General features: G+C 65.4%; 19 protein-coding genes. 7 read left to right on the top strand and 12 right to left on the bottom strand.

Translation table 11 applies throughout. The features are described 5' to 3' along the window. Positions 1-127: 127 nt before the first annotated feature. From CIT37_RS22520 to CIT37_RS22495, 6 genes are all read right to left on the bottom strand, one after another. Positions 128-901 (bottom strand): ABC transporter ATP-binding protein, encoded by a 774-nt coding sequence (locus CIT37_RS22520; RefSeq protein ID WP_173015852.1) that lies wholly within the window; start codon positions 899-901, stop codon positions 128-130. After that, complete coding sequence (locus CIT37_RS22515) at positions 898-1953, bottom strand: dihydrodipicolinate synthase family protein (RefSeq protein WP_095424269.1); 1056 nt, start codon at positions 1951-1953, stop codon at positions 898-900. The genes CIT37_RS22520 and CIT37_RS22515 overlap by 4 nt, the downstream gene beginning before the upstream one ends. 6 nt (positions 1954-1959) lie before the next feature. After that, a complete protein-coding gene (locus CIT37_RS22510) occupies positions 1960-2781 on the bottom strand; it encodes a GNAT family N-acetyltransferase (protein ID WP_095424268.1) in 822 nt (273 codons plus the stop codon). Beyond that, positions 2768-3805 (bottom strand): NAD-dependent epimerase/dehydratase family protein, encoded by a 1038-nt coding sequence (locus CIT37_RS22505; RefSeq protein ID WP_028144912.1) that lies wholly within the window; start codon positions 3803-3805, stop codon positions 2768-2770. The genes CIT37_RS22510 and CIT37_RS22505 overlap by 14 nt, the downstream gene beginning before the upstream one ends. A gap of 26 nt (positions 3806-3831) precedes the next feature. Further along, positions 3832-4602 (bottom strand): ABC transporter permease, encoded by a 771-nt coding sequence (locus CIT37_RS22500; RefSeq protein WP_028144911.1) that lies wholly within the window; start codon positions 4600-4602, stop codon positions 3832-3834. Positions 4603-4682: 80 nt separating this feature from the next. Continuing rightward, positions 4683-5330 carry a TetR/AcrR family transcriptional regulator gene (locus tag CIT37_RS22495; RefSeq protein ID WP_028144910.1) on the bottom strand — a complete coding sequence of 216 codons (648 nt, stop codon included), beginning with the start codon at positions 5328-5330 and terminating at the stop codon, positions 4683-4685. Between the two features lie 100 nt (positions 5331-5430). Here CIT37_RS22495 and CIT37_RS22490 point away from each other — a divergent pair, with 100 nt between their 5' ends. The 5 genes from CIT37_RS22490 to CIT37_RS22470 all read left to right on the top strand — a co-directional run bounded on the left by CIT37_RS22490 (position 5431) and on the right by CIT37_RS22470 (position 8944). Continuing rightward, complete coding sequence (locus CIT37_RS22490) at positions 5431-6447, top strand: ABC transporter substrate-binding protein (protein ID WP_028144909.1); 1017 nt, start codon at positions 5431-5433, stop codon at positions 6445-6447. A 293-nt stretch (positions 6448-6740) separates the two neighbouring features. Then, positions 6741-7439, top strand: a complete 699-nt coding sequence (minC, locus tag CIT37_RS22485; protein ID WP_028144908.1) for a septum site-determining protein MinC — start codon at positions 6741-6743, stop codon at positions 7437-7439. A gap of 19 nt (positions 7440-7458) precedes the next feature. Further along, positions 7459-8274, top strand: a complete 816-nt coding sequence (minD, locus tag CIT37_RS22480) for a septum site-determining protein MinD (RefSeq protein WP_028144907.1) — start codon at positions 7459-7461, stop codon at positions 8272-8274. Further along, a complete protein-coding gene (minE, locus tag CIT37_RS22475; protein WP_028144906.1) occupies positions 8271-8552 on the top strand; it encodes a cell division topological specificity factor MinE in 282 nt (93 codons plus the stop codon). Before minD ends, minE begins: the two co-directional genes overlap by 4 nt. Before the next feature lie 206 nt (positions 8553-8758). Next, entirely contained in the window at positions 8759-8944 is a 186-nt protein-coding gene (locus tag CIT37_RS22470; RefSeq protein ID WP_028144905.1) for a hypothetical protein, read from the top strand. A 19-nt stretch (positions 8945-8963) separates the two neighbouring features. Here the strand turns inward: CIT37_RS22470 and CIT37_RS22465 are convergent, their stop codons facing one another. Together CIT37_RS22465 and CIT37_RS22460 are read right to left on the bottom strand one after the other, a co-directional pair. Continuing rightward, positions 8964-9218, bottom strand: a complete 255-nt coding sequence (locus CIT37_RS22465; protein ID WP_028144904.1) for a hypothetical protein — start codon at positions 9216-9218, stop codon at positions 8964-8966. Positions 9219-9326: 108 nt separating this feature from the next. Continuing rightward, positions 9327-9716, bottom strand: a complete 390-nt coding sequence (locus CIT37_RS22460; protein ID WP_028144903.1) for a hypothetical protein — start codon at positions 9714-9716, stop codon at positions 9327-9329. Positions 9717-9846: 130 nt separating this feature from the next. Here CIT37_RS22460 and CIT37_RS22455 point away from each other — a divergent pair, with 130 nt between their 5' ends. Further along, positions 9847-10632, top strand: a complete 786-nt coding sequence (locus tag CIT37_RS22455) for an SDR family NAD(P)-dependent oxidoreductase (protein ID WP_028144902.1) — start codon at positions 9847-9849, stop codon at positions 10630-10632. On the opposite strand, the gene CIT37_RS22450 is transcribed toward CIT37_RS22455, so the two are convergent. Continuing rightward, complete coding sequence (locus tag CIT37_RS22450; RefSeq protein WP_018322949.1) at positions 10633-10863, bottom strand: DUF6894 family protein; 231 nt, start codon at positions 10861-10863, stop codon at positions 10633-10635. It lies immediately after the preceding gene. Between the two features lie 375 nt (positions 10864-11238). Continuing rightward, the gene (locus tag CIT37_RS22445) at positions 11239-12285 is read right to left on the bottom strand and encodes a hypothetical protein (protein WP_028144901.1); all 1047 of its coding nucleotides are present in this window, start codon (positions 12283-12285) and stop codon (positions 11239-11241) included. 371 nt (positions 12286-12656) lie between these two features. Between CIT37_RS22445 and CIT37_RS22440 the strand changes: the two genes are divergently transcribed. Next, positions 12657-13253, top strand: a complete 597-nt coding sequence (locus CIT37_RS22440; protein ID WP_162832231.1) for a L,D-transpeptidase — start codon at positions 12657-12659, stop codon at positions 13251-13253. 68 nt (positions 13254-13321) lie between these two features. Here CIT37_RS22440 and CIT37_RS22435 read toward each other — a convergent pair whose 3' ends face one another. Together CIT37_RS22435 and CIT37_RS22430 are read right to left on the bottom strand one after the other, a co-directional pair. Then, a complete protein-coding gene (locus CIT37_RS22435) occupies positions 13322-13756 on the bottom strand; it encodes a COG4315 family predicted lipoprotein (protein ID WP_095424267.1) in 435 nt (144 codons plus the stop codon). A gap of 120 nt (positions 13757-13876) precedes the next feature. Then, complete coding sequence (locus tag CIT37_RS22430; protein WP_028144898.1) at positions 13877-14341, bottom strand: MarR family winged helix-turn-helix transcriptional regulator; 465 nt, start codon at positions 14339-14341, stop codon at positions 13877-13879. Between the last annotated feature and the right edge of the window lie 61 nt (positions 14342-14402).

Here is a 14402-nt window from a genome sequence, read left to right as displayed (position 1 = left end):
CGCCGCGCCCGGCTCTCGTAGGGTGGGCAAAGGCGCGCTTGCGCCGTGCCCACGACTGCCCCGCGTTTCATAGAATTGGTGGGCACGCTCCGCTTTGCCCACCCTACGGCACCTGTCGTGTGGCGCCTCACACCGCGCCCAGACCCAGCTTCGCATAGATGCGCCTTGCATAGGCGCCGAACGCATCGGTCGTCTTGAGCGGAAGGTCGCGCGGGAAGGGCAGGTCGATCGGGAAATAGTCGGCCATCTTCGCCGGTCCCGCCGTCAGCACCGCGCAATGCGACGACAGGAACACCGCCTCCTGGATCGAATGCGTGACGAAGACGATGGTCTTGCCGCTCTCCCGCCAGATCCGCAGCATCTCCAGATTCATCTGCTCGCGCGTCAGCGCGTCCAGCGCGCCGAACGGCTCGTCCATCAGGATCAGCTTTGGGTCGTGAATGAAGGCGCGCGCGATCGCGGTGCGCTGCTGCATGCCCCCGGACAGCTGCTGCGGATATTTCTGCTCGAAGCCGGTGAGCCCGACCAGGTTGAGCAGGCCGCGCGCCCGCTCGCGCGCAGCCTTCATCGGCAGGCCGACGATCTCGGCCGGCAACAGCACGTTGTCCAGGATCGTCCGCCATTTCAGCAGCAAGGCCTGCTGGAACACCATGCCGATGTCGCGGCTCGGATCGAACGGGCTCTTGGCGTTCCCGATCTTCACCGTGCCGCCGTCGGCGCCGTGCAGGCCAGCCAGGATCTTCATCACCGTGGTCTTGCCGCAGCCCGACGGGCCGACCAGCGAGACCAGCTCGCCTTCCTGCACGTCCATGGTGACGTCCGACACGGCCAGAAACTCGGCGCCGCCGCTGCGATAGACCTTGCGGACGCCCTGCAGGCTGATGAAGGGGGCTGGGCTCATGCCAGCCACTTGTCCCGATTCGCGGCGACGAAGGCATCGTCGCTGAGGTCGGCGTGCGCGCGATAGACGCGGTCGATCTCCTCTTTCTGACCCGGGCTGAGGCCCTCGTCCGGATCGAGGCACCACAGGCCTTGCATCAGGCCCTGGCGCCGCAGCACTTCATGGCAGCCGGCGATGCAGCCGTGGAAATTGTTGGCGACGTCGAAGAAGGCGCTGTTGCAGTCGGTGACGCGGGCATCGAGCGCCAGCAGGTCGGCCGGCACGCTATCCTTGTGCCGCGCCGCCTTGCAGCGTTCGAACTGCTTGATCGCGCTCGCCGTCCACACCGACCAATGGCCGAGCAGACCGCCCTTGAAGTAGGTGCGCGTGGTGACGCCGTTGTCGCGCAGATCGAACGGAAGCATCAGGTCGAGCAGGATGTGGTCGTCATTACCGGTGTAGAGCGCGACGCGGTCGAGCGCGCCCGCGGCCGCGACGCCGCGCAGGACGTCGAGGGTGCGATAGCGGTTGAACGGCGCGATCTTGATCGCGATGACGTTGTCGATCGAGGCGAAGCGCTGCCAGAACCGGGCGGAGAGGATGACGCCGCCGACGGCCGGCTGAAGATAGAAGCCGACCAGCGGGATCTCGGCGGCGACCGTCGTGCAGTGCGCGATGATCTCGTCCTCGGAGGCGCTCTTCATCGCGGCGAGGCTGAGGAGGCCGGCATGATAGCCGATGTCGCGCGCGGTGCGGGCTTCGGTAACCGCCTGTCTTGTCGGACCCGCGAGGCCTGCGACCATCGCCAGCGGTCGCTTGGTCCAGCTCGCCGCGGTCTCGGCGGCGAGCTCGAGCACCGGACGGTAGAGACCGACGTCTCGGATCGCGAACTGCGTGGTGTGCACGCCGACCGCTAGGCCGCCTGAGCCGGCGTCGATGTAATAGCGCGTCAGCGCACGCTGGTGCGTCTTGTCGAGCTGGCGCGCAGCAGTGAGTGCGAGCGGATGCGCCGGTATCACGGTGCCTTCAGTGATCAGGTTGCGGATGTCGCTGTTGATCTGGCTGTGATGCATGATGTCCTATCCGAATTCAGGGCCGGCGACGGCGAATGGCATTTCCTCGCCCGTGACGGTGGCGGGACCGAACCGCATGCGCTGGAACGGGCGCTCGATGGTCCAGCTGGAGGCGGTCAATCCTTCCAGGAACGCGTCTTGCGACGCGACGACGTCGAGCAGGAGCGGGCTGGTCTCGGAGCGCACGATCGCGTCAACCAAAGCCAGAGCTGCCGCGGCATTGTTGCCCAACAACGGGCCGATATGGCGGGCGGTCCGGCCGTCGCGAACCAGCGCGATGGCGCCGTTGGCGCCGACGATGCGCGAGCCGGAACGTTGTGCGAGGGCGGAGAGGAGCGCAGTCCGGTCGAAACCGGTGGCCCGCAGGTCCCGCACGCAAAGCGCTTCGATGGTCGCGGATGACGATGGCGGCGCTTCGGCCCGCGCAGGCTTCAACAGCTTCAGGCGACGCAATTGCAGGGTCGGCGTGAACCCCAGCGGTCCGTAGACGGCAGCGCCGTCGGGCGTGGCGTCGAGCCAGCTGGTCAGGCCGTTCTGACGCGCCGTCTCCAGGCAGGCATCGACGAGACGGGTGGCAAGGCCACGGCGGCGATGCGTGCCTGATACCAGCACCATGCTGATCCAGGCGTTGTTGCCGGAATAGGGCAGCAGTGCTGCGGTTGCGACCAGCCGCATGCCGTCGCGAATGCCGAACACGACGCCGTCGCGCAGGAAGATGCGCCAGTCCTCGTCGGTCTGGTTCCAGTGCGCTTCCGTCGACAACGCCAGCCCCGCGATCGCGTCGTCAACACCGAGCTGGACGATGTGCGGGACGTCAGTAACGGCCATCGCGCACCTCGTATTTGGTGGGCTTGCCGAGGCTCGGCATGGCGCGCGAGACCCAATCGGCGGTCCAGGCGATCAACTGTTCGGTGTCGACGACCGGAAGGCCGAACAGCTCGACCGCCTTCGACGTGTCGGTCAGCCATGCCGTCGGCTCTTCCTTGCCTGTCAGCACCGGCGCGCGGCCGAACCTTGCGCCGAATCTCTGGGCAAGATCGCGCACCGCCAAAATCTCGTGGCCGCTGACATTGATCGGCGATGTGGGCGCGGTGCAGTGCGCAAGGCAGCGCAGCGCCTGCGCGGAGGCATCGCCCTGCCAGATGAAGTTGACATGACCGAGGCTGACGTCGATCGGCGTGCCGCCAAGCACATTCGTCGCGATGTCGTGCAACACGCCATAGCGCATGTCGATCGCGTAGTTGAGACGGAATAGCCGGCCCGGCGTTGCGAATTTGTGCGAGAAATACTCGAACATGCGCTCGCGGCCGACGCAGGACTGGGCGTATTCGCCGGGCGGGTTCGGCGCCATGTCCTCGGTCGAGCCTTTGCCGTCCACAGCGACGAAGGGATAGATGCAGCCGGTCGAGAACGCCACGATGCGCGAGGACGGGAAGGCCTGGGCGACCAGGGCGGGCACGTGTGCGTTCATCGCCCAGGTCAGCGACAGATCGCCCTCGGCGCCGAATTTGCGGCCGGCCATGAAGATGATGTTCGGCGCCTTCGGCAGCGCCGCAATTGCCTTCTCGTCCATCAGGTCGCAATTGATGGTTTCGACGCCGCGCGCGTGCAGCCAGTCCTTCACGCCGGCGTCGCTGAAGCGGGCCACGCCGATGATCCGGCGATCGGGCGCGGCCGCTTTGGCCAGCCCGGCCAGCGTCGGGCCCATCTTGCCGCCGACGCCGAGGATCATGATGTCGCCCTCGACCTTGGCGAGGTCGTCGATCAGCGCTTGCGTCGGACGGCACAGCAGCTCGTCGAGGGCTGCGATATCGGGAATGGTCTTCGGCAGCGTCTGGCGGGTGAGCAGCATGGATTTGTCCCTTGGTTCTGCCGTTGTCAGGTCTGTCTTGCGTCGCCGACCACGAACATGCGTTCGAGGACCAGGACGAGGCCGTAGAGAGCGACCCCGAGCAGCGTCAGCAGCACGACGGCCATCACCATCGCGGGCGTGTCGAGCGATGACTGCACCTGGATCATGAGGTAGCCGAGCCCGCGCTCGGAGGCGATGAACTCGCCGACGATGGCGCCGGCGACCGCCAGGATGGCGCCGACCTTCATGCCGGAGAACACGTAAGGCAGCGATCCCGGCAGCTGGATCTTGCGGAATAGCGTCCAGCGCGAGCCGCGGAGGGATTTGACGAGATCGAGCAAATCCGGCTCGACCTCGCGCAGGCCTCGCGCGGTGGTGAGCAGGATCGGAAAGAAGCAGATGCTGAAGGCGATCAGGATGTTCGGAATGATGCCGTAGGAGAACCAGACGATGAAGAGCGGGCCGAGCGCGACCTTCGGGATCATGTTCAGCGTCACGAACAGCGGCAGCAGCACCAGGCTGAGCAGCGGCGCCCAGCTGAAGATCACGGCCAGCGCGACGCCGACGAAGGCGCCGAGCGCGAAGCCGCCGAGGATCTCGATCGCCGTCACCAGCGTGTTGGCGCCCCAGGCGTAGTTCGCGGTCCCCAGCGTCTGGATCGTCGCGAGCGGCGAGGGCAGGATGAATTTCGGCACGTGAAAGGCGTCGACCGCGACCTGCCAGAGCACGAGCACGGCGAGGTGCACGATCAGGATGATCGCAAAGCTGCGCGAGGCGCGTGCGCTGTCTCCTGTCACCGATTGCTCCCTGTTGGCGCGGCGACGCCGCAGGTCGCAAGCCTAGCCGCCTTCCGGGGAAGTTTCAACCAGATGGTTGATTATGGCCGGAGCGACTGCAGCACCAGATCGGCGACATGGCGGCGGCGGGCGCGCCGTGCGGTGCGGCTCGACAGGTCCTTGCCGAAGATCGCCGACAGCGTCGGCGTGTTGGAGAAGAAGAAATAGCTGAGGCCCGCAATGGAGATATAGAGCTGGACGGGATCGATGCCCTTGCGGAACACGCCCGCGCGCACCCCCTCGTTGAGAATGTGGGAGACGCTCTTCACCAGCGGGGAGTGCATCGCTTCCAGCCGTGTCGAGCCGCGGACATGGCGGGCGCCGCCGCGGTTCTCGTCGTTCAAAAGCACGATGAAATCAGGGTGTGCGGCCAGATGGTCGAACGAAGCCTCGATCAGCTTGCGGATCGCCTTCTCCGGCGGCAGGCCTTCGAGATTGAGCTTCCGCTCCTGCTCGCGGATATCCTCATAGACCCATTCGAGCACTGCGAGGTACAGCGCGTCCTTGTCGCCGAAATAATGGTAGACGAGCTGCTTGTTGACGCCGGCGCGCATTGCGATCTCGTCGACGCGGGCGCCCGCAAAGCCGTGCCGGGCGAATTCCAGCCGCGCCGCGGTCAGCAGCTTGTTGCGGGTGGCGACGGGGTCGCGGCGCTGCGGCACGGTGTCGCCAGATCGTTTTGCGGGCATTTCCAACCAAACAGTTGACAAGTGGAGGACAGGCTTGTTGCATTGGTATCCTCACAAGGGGAGAGCGACAAGCCGGGTCACGGCAACGAGGAGAGATGCGATGAAGCGTTTGCAGGCGGTGGGCTCGGCCCTGGTCTTGACCCTGATGCTCGGTGCAACTGCGGCGCCCGCGCATGCGGGCGAAGCGGTCAATCTGATCCTGAACTGGACGCCGACGGCCGATCACGCGCCGTATTATTATGCCAAGGCGCAAGGCTGGTACGAGAAGGCAGGCATCGACCTCACGATCGAGACCGGCAAGGGCTCGGGCGTCTCCGCCGCCAAGGTCGGCTCCGGCGGCTCGCCCTTCGGCGTCGCCGATCTCGCCACCATGCTGGTGGCCAAGAGCAAGGGCGCCGATACCGTCGCGGTGATGAGCGTCTATGCCAATACCGGGCAGACCTTCTACTGGCTGAAGAGCTACGGCGTGAACGGCGTGAAGGATTTTGCCGGCCACAAGGTCGGCAATCCGCCCGGTGATGCCTCGCGCGTGATGTGGCCAGCCTTCGCCAAGGCTGCGGGCATCGCGCCGGATTCCGTCGGCTTCGTCAATGTCGGGCCAACCGCGAAGATCGCGGCGCTGAAGAGCCACACCGTCGACATCATCAGCGACTTCTACAACGAGCACGATCTGAAGGTGATCGAGTTCGGGGCCGACCTCGGCTACGTCAACTGGAAGGACATCGGGCTCAACCCTTACGGCAATTCGCTGATCGTCAACGGCGCATACTTGCAGAAGAACCCGAAGGTCGTCGAGGAGTTCGTGCGCGTCACGCAGAAGGCCTTTGCGGCCTGCGTCGCCGACGTCGCGCCGTGCCTGAAGGCACTGCTCGACCAGGTCTCCGGTCTCGACCAGGCGAACCAGGAGCGCCAGTGGGAGCGCATCAAGTTCCTGATGACGGACGAGTTCACGACGACGAAATCGCTCGGTTGGATCGACGGCGAGCGGATGAAGAAGGACTATGAACTGGTCCAGACCTATCTCGGCATGGAGAAGCCGTTCGACGTGACGACGGCGTTCACGACGAAGATGCTGGATCCGGGCATCAAGATGGATGCGAGCAAGGTGAAGAAGTAGGGGAGGCACCTCCGTCATTGCAAACGCTGTGCGCCGCATTCCTCATCTCGTGCCCCGGACGCAGCGCAGCGCCTCTTCGGCGGTGCGCTGCAGAGCCGGGGCCCATTTCGCCGGAGCAACCCGTGTGGCTTGGGTCCCGGCTCGGCGCAGCAACGCTTGCGCGTCGCAGCGCGTCCGGGACACGAGAGCGCAATACCGGCTGCCCCCACGTAACCCCGCGGAGAAATTAACCGGCCGTTAACCATATCCGCCGCATCGTTAACCATTCAATAACTGGGAACGAGTCGGCCGATATGGAGGCTGCAGTCAAACCTCAACGCCAAATGGTGCGCCTGCGCGGGCGCTCCTATGTGGCCTTCGTGTTCACGCCGACGGTTCCGGTGCAGGACTGGCTGCACGAGATCGATGCCACCATTGCGCGTTCGCCGGGCTTCTTTGCCGGCCGGCCCGTGGTGATCGACCTGTCCTCGGTCGACCTCAGCCAGTCCGGGATCGGCCATCTGCTCACCAGCCTTCAGGACCGCAACATCCGCGTGCTCGGCATCGAGGGCGTGGAGGAGGCGAGGCTGACCCCGATGATGCCGCCGCTGCTCTCGGGCGGGCGCAGCTGCGTGATCGAGCCGAACGCGCCGAAGAAGGCCGAGACGAAGGCCGACGCCAAGCCGACGTCACTGCTGCTGGAGACCCCCGTGCGCTCGGGCCAGACCGTGATCTTTCCCGAAGGCGACGTCACCATCCTCGGCTCAGTCGGGTCGGGTGCCGAAGTCGTCGCCGGCGGTTCCATCCACGTCTATGGCGCGCTGCGCGGCCGCGCCATGGCGGGCGTGAACGGTCGCACGAGCGCGCGCATCTATTGCCAGAAGATCGAAGCCGAACTGCTTGCAATCGATGGGTTTTATCAGACCGCCGACGATATCGACGAGGCCCTGCGCGGCAAGCCGGCCCAGGCCTGGCTGCAGGGCAACACCATGCGAATTACCGCGCTGAACTGACCAGAAGGAGATTTCAGAAATGGCAAAGGTACTGGTCGTGACATCAGGCAAGGGGGGCGTCGGCAAGACCACGACGACCGCCGCCCTTGGGGCTGCGCTGGCGCAACGCGGCGACAAGGTCGTCGTCGTCGATTTCGACGTCGGCCTGCGTAACCTCGACCTCGTGATGGGCGCCGAACGCCGCGTTGTATTCGACCTCATCAACGTGGTGCAGGGCGTCGCCAAACTGCCGCAGGCACTGATCAAGGACAAGCGGCTGGAGAACCTCTGGCTGCTGCCGGCCTCGCAGACCCGCGACAAGGACGCACTGACGGAAGAGGGCGTCGGCAAGGTCATCGACGATCTGCGCGCCCGCTTCGACTGGGTCATCTGCGACAGCCCGGCCGGTATCGAGCGCGGCGCCTCCATGGCCATGCGCTTTGCCGACGAGGCCGTGATCGTGACCAACCCGGAAGTCTCCTCGGTGCGCGATTCCGATCGCATCATCGGCATGCTCGATTCCAAGACCGTGCGGGCCGAGAAGGGCGAGCGCGTCGAGAAGCACATCCTCATCACCCGCTATGACCCCTCGCGCGCCGCGCGCGGCGAGATGCTGACCATCGAGGACATCCTCGAGATCCTCGCAACGCCCCTGCTCGGCATCATCCCCGAGAGCCAGGACGTGTTGAAGGCCTCCAACGTCGGCACGCCGGTGACGCTGTCGAATGCGGATGGAGCGCCGGCGCGGGCCTATATGGACGCGGCCAAGCGCCTCTGCGGCGAGAACGTGACGATGCATGTTCCCGCCGAGCGCAGAGGTCTGATGGATCGTCTGCTGCGACGGAGGGCTGCATGAGCATGGGTCTGCTTCGACTTCTCCGCGGCAAGAAGGCCTCGGCACCCGTCGCACGCGAACGGCTGCAGATCCTGCTTGCCCATGAGCGCGGAATGCGTGGCCAGCCCGATCTGCTCGGCGTGCTGCGCGAGGAAATTCTCGCCGTCGTGTCCAAGCACGTCATGCTGGACCCGACCAAGGTCATCGTCCGGCTCGAGCGCGGCGACGAGGTATCGACCCTGGAGGTCGATATCGAGGTACCCAACGACTTCGAGCGCAAGAAAGCGGCGGTCGCGTAGGGACGCGGCCGGCGACTCCCAGCTTTGGGGTGGGTGAGAGGGCGGTCCGCTGGGCATAGCGGGCCGCCTTTGTCTTTATGGGCGGTCCAGTTCCAGCGCGTGCCGATGTGATCGGCACGCCGGAACGGTGATCACGGCGAGATCGTTATGTGAGACGCGGAGCGCCGAGCCGGGCGCCGCGGTATCCTCATGACGGGAGAGCGCCCATGATGTCCGAGGTCCAGGTCCACACCGTCGCGCGGCAGATGCTCGAGCGGCATGGATTTGCTGCGATCGCGAAGGCCGCCGAGCAGGCCCAGGCCTGCGACGGCCGCGGCGAGGCCGACGAGGCCAAGGAATGGCGTCACATCGCCGACGCCATGAAGATCATCCGCGGGCCGCACCAGAGCTGATCGCCGGACCGGAAACGCTTCAGCGTTCCTCGCGATCCGGCCCCCGTGCCGGGGATCGTTGCTGCGTCTGCGGCTGGCCGCGCTCGCCCGCCTCCTTGCAGGGGAGCTGCTCCCACGATCCGTCCGGCGCCTGCTGATAGGCGCTGCATGAGGACGATGAGGTGGTCGATTTGTCCTCGCCCTTTTGGGCGTCGGAGTTCTTTGCCTGTGCCGGGGCGGCCAGCGCTGCGCTCATCGCGAGCACGCCGGCGACCATGAGATGCGTCATCCGCATGGGGCTTCTCCTGTGCGAAGGAGCCCGCATGCTGGCGAGGAATGTGACGATTATTGGCCGAAACGCAGGTTCCGTCGCGGTGTGCTTAACGCCGCGACAGCCGGCTTGCTAGCCGCCCTTGGCCCGGATCAGGCCGGCGAGGTTGGTCTTCTGGGCCTCGCACCAGTTGGGCATGCCGAGGCGGCGCTGGTTGAGATCGGTCGCCTGGGTCGCCACCGCGACCTCGGCCATCAGATCGTCGTCCTGCTTCTCGCCCATCTTGCCGCCGGTATGCATCCAGGCAATTGCCTTGCGCACCTTCTCGGTGGTGCCGTCGGGCAGCTTCATCTGCGCCGCCTTCTGTACGAGATCCTGGTAGACGACGTCCGTGCCCGGGCATTCGACCTTGGTGGCAAAGGCCTGCAGGACCAGGGTCACATAGGTCGAGCGTAGATGGTCCTCGGCCTTGGCCGGAGCGGCGATCAGCAACAGGCCAGCCATCAGGAAACCGTAGCGCATCCTTGGTATCTCCTCCATTTTTTTGGGAGGCTAGCGTCCGGCGGGCTGCTCCGCAATGGTGCCGGAGCGAATTTGTCGCGCCCCGGCGCGGTGCGCTATCGTGGCCCGCATCCCGGCCTCGGAGAGCGACATGAGCCTGTTCAGCACGCCATTCGATCCTGCCCGCGACACAGCGCTCGTCACCGGCGCGGGCAACGGCATCGGGCGCGCCATCGCGCAGGCCTTGGTTGGCGAGGGCGTCCGGACCGTGTTTGCCGACATCAGCGCGGAGCGGGTGAGCGCCGCGATCGGCGCGAGCAAGAGGCCAGAACTGGCGGTGCCCTGGGTCGGCGATCTCGCCGAATTGGATGCGTGCGACGCGCTGCTTGCTACCGCAGACGCTGCGTTGGGCGGTATCACGCATTTCGTCCACAGCGCATCGCCGCCGCGGCGAGAGGCCGATCATGCGCTCGCGGTCGATCGCAGGATCTGGCAGCAGATGCATGCCGTCAATCTCGATGCCGGCTTTCACTTGGCGCGCGAACTCGCAAAGCGGCTGATCGCGGCGAAGCGGCCGGGCTCGTTCCTGTTTCTCACCTCGCTGCATGCGGGCACGCCGCGCAACCTGCCGCATTATTCGACGGCGAAGGCGGCGATGGCGATGCTGGTGAAGGAGTTGGCCAAGACGTTCGGCCGCCACGACATCCGCGTCAATGCGCTGGTGCCCGGCGCGATCGCCGCCGGCGGGTTCGTCGCGGATCCCGCGCTGGCGCGGCACATTCCGCTCGGGCGTCTCGGCGAGGCCAATGACCTTGCGCCGATGGCGCTCACCGTCTTGTCGAACAAGCTCTCCGCTTACGTCACCGGCGCAGCCTTCGTCGTCGACGGCGGATTGTCGCTGACGAACTGGTTCGAGCCGCCGGCGCTTGACGAGTAGTCAGCGGCGCCAGGCCGGCACGGGATCGAGCGGCGTGCGGTAAAGCTCGTTGTCGTCGCGATCGGTGACGCGCACCGCGCAACCCTTTTGCTGCAGCTCCGGCTTCACCTGCGACAGCTCGGTGGCGAGCTGGTCGGCGCGATCGGAGGCAACCTCGATGTCTTCGAGGATGATTCCGCCCTGGTTCCTGAACTCTCCACCAACCACAAGATCGAAAGAGTAGTACGGCATCCGAATTCCCCGGTGTGACGAGATGAGCTTCAGTGGAAGTCTCAACACATGTCGGATGGTACCACTGAGTCGACATCTACCGATGAACGGACCGCGCAATCTCTGTGCTTATGGCGCAGAAATGATGTGCAGCGTCTGACGGCCTTAACATTTAATTAAATATGTTGGCGTGATCATAAGGCATGGAATTGCAGCAGAACCGGGCTCCGGGAACCGGCAGCTGCAAGAGAAGGCCGCCGGCATAGATCCCGACGGCCTTTTCTCTTGAGCGAGAAAAATCGCTTTCCGTAATTGTCCGGACTCAACGCATCACATCGACTCGGACAGCCTACGCGATGTTGTCGCAGCGCGCCGTGCTGCTTGCGCGGTCTCGGTCTAGCGCAACGGCATTGGCGGGCGCACGACCGGTCCATCGTCATCGGCGACGGCTTGAGTCGTGGTAACAGGTGCGGCTGGCGGCGGCGGCATCGCGGCAGCCTGCGAAGGCGGCGGCGAAGCTGCGAGCGGCGCGGGCGAATAGGCCGGCATGTAGGTGTGCGACACGACCGGTTTCGGTTTGCGAACCGGCGGCGGTGACGGAGCTCGCGGTGGGACCGCAGCAGCACGTGTGCGCGGATCAACAGGCTTGACCTCAGCTACCGGCTTCGGCGCAGGCGGTTTTGCCATCTCGCGCGCCATCTGCTCCTGTCCGGCCTTCAACTCGGCGATGTTGGCCTTGAGCGTTTCGATCTGCTGCGCCATCGCGGTGAGGTCGCGCGTCATCGCTTGCACCGACTGCGCTGCATCGGACTGCGTCGCTGCGGGCGCAGCGGCCGCGACCTGGACTGCGGGCGGTGTCGCCGATTGATCGGCCGTTTGATCGGTTGCCGCTTGCGGTGCGGGCGGGGCGGCCTGCTCCACGGGCGGTGCGGCCTGCGCGGCAGCGACCGGCGCGGTCTGCGATGTCGATGGCAGCAGCGACGTCAATGCCGGTGTCCATTCGGCGAACATCTGTTTGGCGGTGTCGCCGTGTTTCTCCCAGGCGATGGTGGCGGCCGCACTACCGCCTGCAAACAGAAACGTGACGAAAGCGCCGCGCAGCCACTTGCCCGCGGGGGATCGCTTCCGCGGACCGAGGCCATCGCTCGCCGCGACACGGACGGCCGTGTCGACAGAGGGCGGGGGCGCCGCCTGCGGCTCCGAGACGGGACTGAACTTGGGCTCAATAGAGATCTTGCGCTCGAGCAAGGCTTTGGGCTCCGGCGCGAATTTCGGCTCCGGACGCGTCGCAATGTCAGGCGCCAGCGCGGGCGCAACGCTGATGGGGCGCGAGGCCAGCACAATGTCGGGCGAAATCTGAATCGCGTCGTGCGGATCGTTGTCCTTGACCGTGTCCTTCACGATCTCATCGACGATTTGCTTGGGGTTCAGCGTCGCGAGCATCGCAGCTCCTTTGAAGCCCGGTGTTTGAAGGCCGGGCGCTTGAAATACTGGTCGTCCGCATTGGCGCGAGCCGATCTATTTGGGGTGAGTCCATCCCAACCGGATGAGCCTCGCACGATGACGCACGAGTCCAGCCGGGTTTGACCAAAGCAAGGCGAGGGGATGGAGATGATGCGACGGTCTTCCGCCGTTTGTGGTGATGGAACCCCTTTTGTTGAACACGCGCACGTGTTCCGCGCTGCCTTGTTTTCAGCACGATTTTGGCAGCATCTGGGGATGCTGGGGGCGCTGCTATCCGCTATCGGGGGCCGGCGGTGCCAAGATCTTTAATCGCCTTGTTCGTCGTTGCCTTGTTGCCGCTGGGCGGCTGCATGCAGGCAACGCTTTCGCCGTCGACCGACGCGAGCATGACGCCGCGCGACCGGCAGTTGCTTGCGCACACGCCTTACGCGCAAGCGAATGTGCCCGAACAATATCTCCGTCACGTCGTCGACTATCAGCGCAAGGAGCAACCGGGTACCATCCTGGTCGATACCGACGCACGCTATCTCTATTACGTGCTGCCAGAGGGCAAGGCGATCCGCTACGGCGTTGCGGTCGGCGAGGAAGCCATGGCGTTCTCCGGCGTCGCGCGGGTCGGTCGCCTGGCGGAATGGCCGGACTGGGTTCCGACGGCAGATATCCAGGCGCGGCTCGGGCCGTACCCGGCGCGCGTTCCCGGCGGTCCCGCCAATCCCTTGGGCGCGCGGGGCATCTATCTCTATTCCGGCAACAAGGACACGCTCTACCGGATTCATGGCACCAACCAGCCCGAATATATCGGGCAGGCGATCTCGTCCGGCTGCATCCGGATGCGCAACGAGGACGTGATCGATCTCTACGACCGGGTGAAGCTCAATTCGATGGTCGTGGTGCTGCCGCCCGGACAGAACGCGCAGGCCGAGACCGGCGCGCGCTGGCGCGGGTGAGCGCACAGCGTCCCAATCCCGACGAGTTGATCATCGTGCGCATGCGGGCACGCTGATGGCGGCTTTGCTTATTCGCCGGGCCGGGCGACGCGCCATTGCAGGGTCGTCGCATTGCCGTTGACGTCGCCCGGCGTCTTGTCGGCGGCCGAGGTGTAGAGCGGGCGATAGCGGTACGCCCACATCCTGCTGCCGTCGTTGCGGCTGATCACGGTGAAGTCGCCAATGGCCTTGGCGTCGGCCGTTGCGGGCAACGGCATCCAGCTCTCGGTGCATTTGCCGTTGCAGTTCGACGTCTTTCCGGTGGTGTCGCGCTCGTAATAGTAGAGCGTCATGCCCTTGAGATCGACGAGCTTGGGACCCTGCTTGGTCAGGACCACCTTCGCCGGTGCGGTCGTCGCTTCGGGCTTGGGCGGAGGAGCGGCATCGCCGCCGCCATGGCCGTTTGCGAGCGCATGAACGGTCGAGAGCGCGACGGCCGCTGCCGCAATGAGGAACTTGAACATCCTGATCTCCCGACCGGCAAAGTTAATCGCGCGTTAAGCGCAGAATGTTGCCGACCGTAACAGCCGAAGGTTAGTTCCTGGTTTCGCAGGCCTGCGACAAGTACGTACAGAAATACCGGATCATGCCTGCAGATCGCGGAGCGGGGCGCGGCTCAGATCGTTGCCGGCGGCAATCGCCTTGCGCAGCAGCCGCATCAGATCCTCGCCCTCCTTTGCGCTGAGGCCACGCAGCAGGATGCGCTGGGCCGATTCCACGGCCGGGGTGATCTTGCGCAGCGTGCGCCGGCCCTCGTCGGTGATCTCGAGTTCGCGGGCGCGGCGATCGCGGCTGGAAGCGCGGCGCTCGGCCAGTCCCTTCTGCACGAGGCGGTCGATCACGCCGGTGATGGTGGTGCGGTCATAGGCGATCAGCCCTGCAAGCGTCACCTGGTCGAGCCCCGGATTGGCCTTGATGGTCGCAAGCGCGGCGTATTGCACCGGCGTGAGATCGAAGCCGGCATCCTCGACCTCGGCCAGGAACACCGCGACGGCGATCTGCTGGAACCGGCGCGCCAGATGCCCGGGCATGTCGTTGTTGTCTTTCACCGAATTCTCCTCGGAGGCAGGACGGCGTACGATCGTTGACAAGCATACTGATAGTCAGCAT

Source organism: Bradyrhizobium ottawaense, assembly GCF_002278135.3.
In the GTDB taxonomy this organism is placed as follows: Bacteria; Pseudomonadota; Alphaproteobacteria; order Rhizobiales; family Xanthobacteraceae; genus Bradyrhizobium; species Bradyrhizobium ottawaense.
This window is presented reverse-complemented; position numbering and strand designations above follow the sequence as displayed.

Bases quoted from the DNA above. Each gene is read 5' to 3' on its own strand.
- minC (WP_028144908.1), top strand. From the start codon at position 6,741: ATGGAGGCTGCAGTCAAACCTCAACGCCAAATGGTGCGCCTGCGCGGG.
- CIT37_RS22510 (WP_095424268.1), bottom strand. From the start codon at position 2,781: ATGGCCGTTACTGACGTCCCGCACATCGTCCAGCTCGGTGTTGACGAC.
- CIT37_RS22435 (WP_095424267.1), bottom strand. From the start codon at position 13,756: ATGTTCAAGTTCCTCATTGCGGCAGCGGCCGTCGCGCTCTCGACCGTT.
- CIT37_RS22515 (WP_095424269.1), bottom strand. From the start codon at position 1,953: ATGCATCACAGCCAGATCAACAGCGACATCCGCAACCTGATCACTGAA.
- CIT37_RS22450 (WP_018322949.1), bottom strand. From the start codon at position 10,863: ATGCCGTACTACTCTTTCGATCTTGTGGTTGGTGGAGAGTTCAGGAAC.
- minD (WP_028144907.1), top strand. From the start codon at position 7,459: ATGGCAAAGGTACTGGTCGTGACATCAGGCAAGGGGGGCGTCGGCAAG.
- CIT37_RS22505 (WP_028144912.1), bottom strand. From the start codon at position 3,805: ATGCTGCTCACCCGCCAGACGCTGCCGAAGACCATTCCCGATATCGCA.
- CIT37_RS22440 (WP_162832231.1), top strand. From the start codon at position 12,657: ATGCAGGCAACGCTTTCGCCGTCGACCGACGCGAGCATGACGCCGCGC.
- CIT37_RS22495 (WP_028144910.1), bottom strand. From the start codon at position 5,330: ATGCCCGCAAAACGATCTGGCGACACCGTGCCGCAGCGCCGCGACCCC.
- CIT37_RS22465 (WP_028144904.1), bottom strand. From the start codon at position 9,218: ATGCGGATGACGCATCTCATGGTCGCCGGCGTGCTCGCGATGAGCGCA.
- CIT37_RS22490 (WP_028144909.1), top strand. From the start codon at position 5,431: ATGAAGCGTTTGCAGGCGGTGGGCTCGGCCCTGGTCTTGACCCTGATG.
- CIT37_RS22470 (WP_028144905.1), top strand. From the start codon at position 8,759: ATGATGTCCGAGGTCCAGGTCCACACCGTCGCGCGGCAGATGCTCGAG.
- CIT37_RS22455 (WP_028144902.1), top strand. From the start codon at position 9,847: ATGAGCCTGTTCAGCACGCCATTCGATCCTGCCCGCGACACAGCGCTC.
- minE (WP_028144906.1), top strand. From the start codon at position 8,271: ATGAGCATGGGTCTGCTTCGACTTCTCCGCGGCAAGAAGGCCTCGGCA.
- CIT37_RS22460 (WP_028144903.1), bottom strand. From the start codon at position 9,716: ATGCGCTACGGTTTCCTGATGGCTGGCCTGTTGCTGATCGCCGCTCCG.
- CIT37_RS22445 (WP_028144901.1), bottom strand. From the start codon at position 12,285: ATGCTCGCGACGCTGAACCCCAAGCAAATCGTCGATGAGATCGTGAAG.
- CIT37_RS22520 (WP_173015852.1), bottom strand. From the start codon at position 901: ATGAGCCCAGCCCCCTTCATCAGCCTGCAGGGCGTCCGCAAGGTCTAT.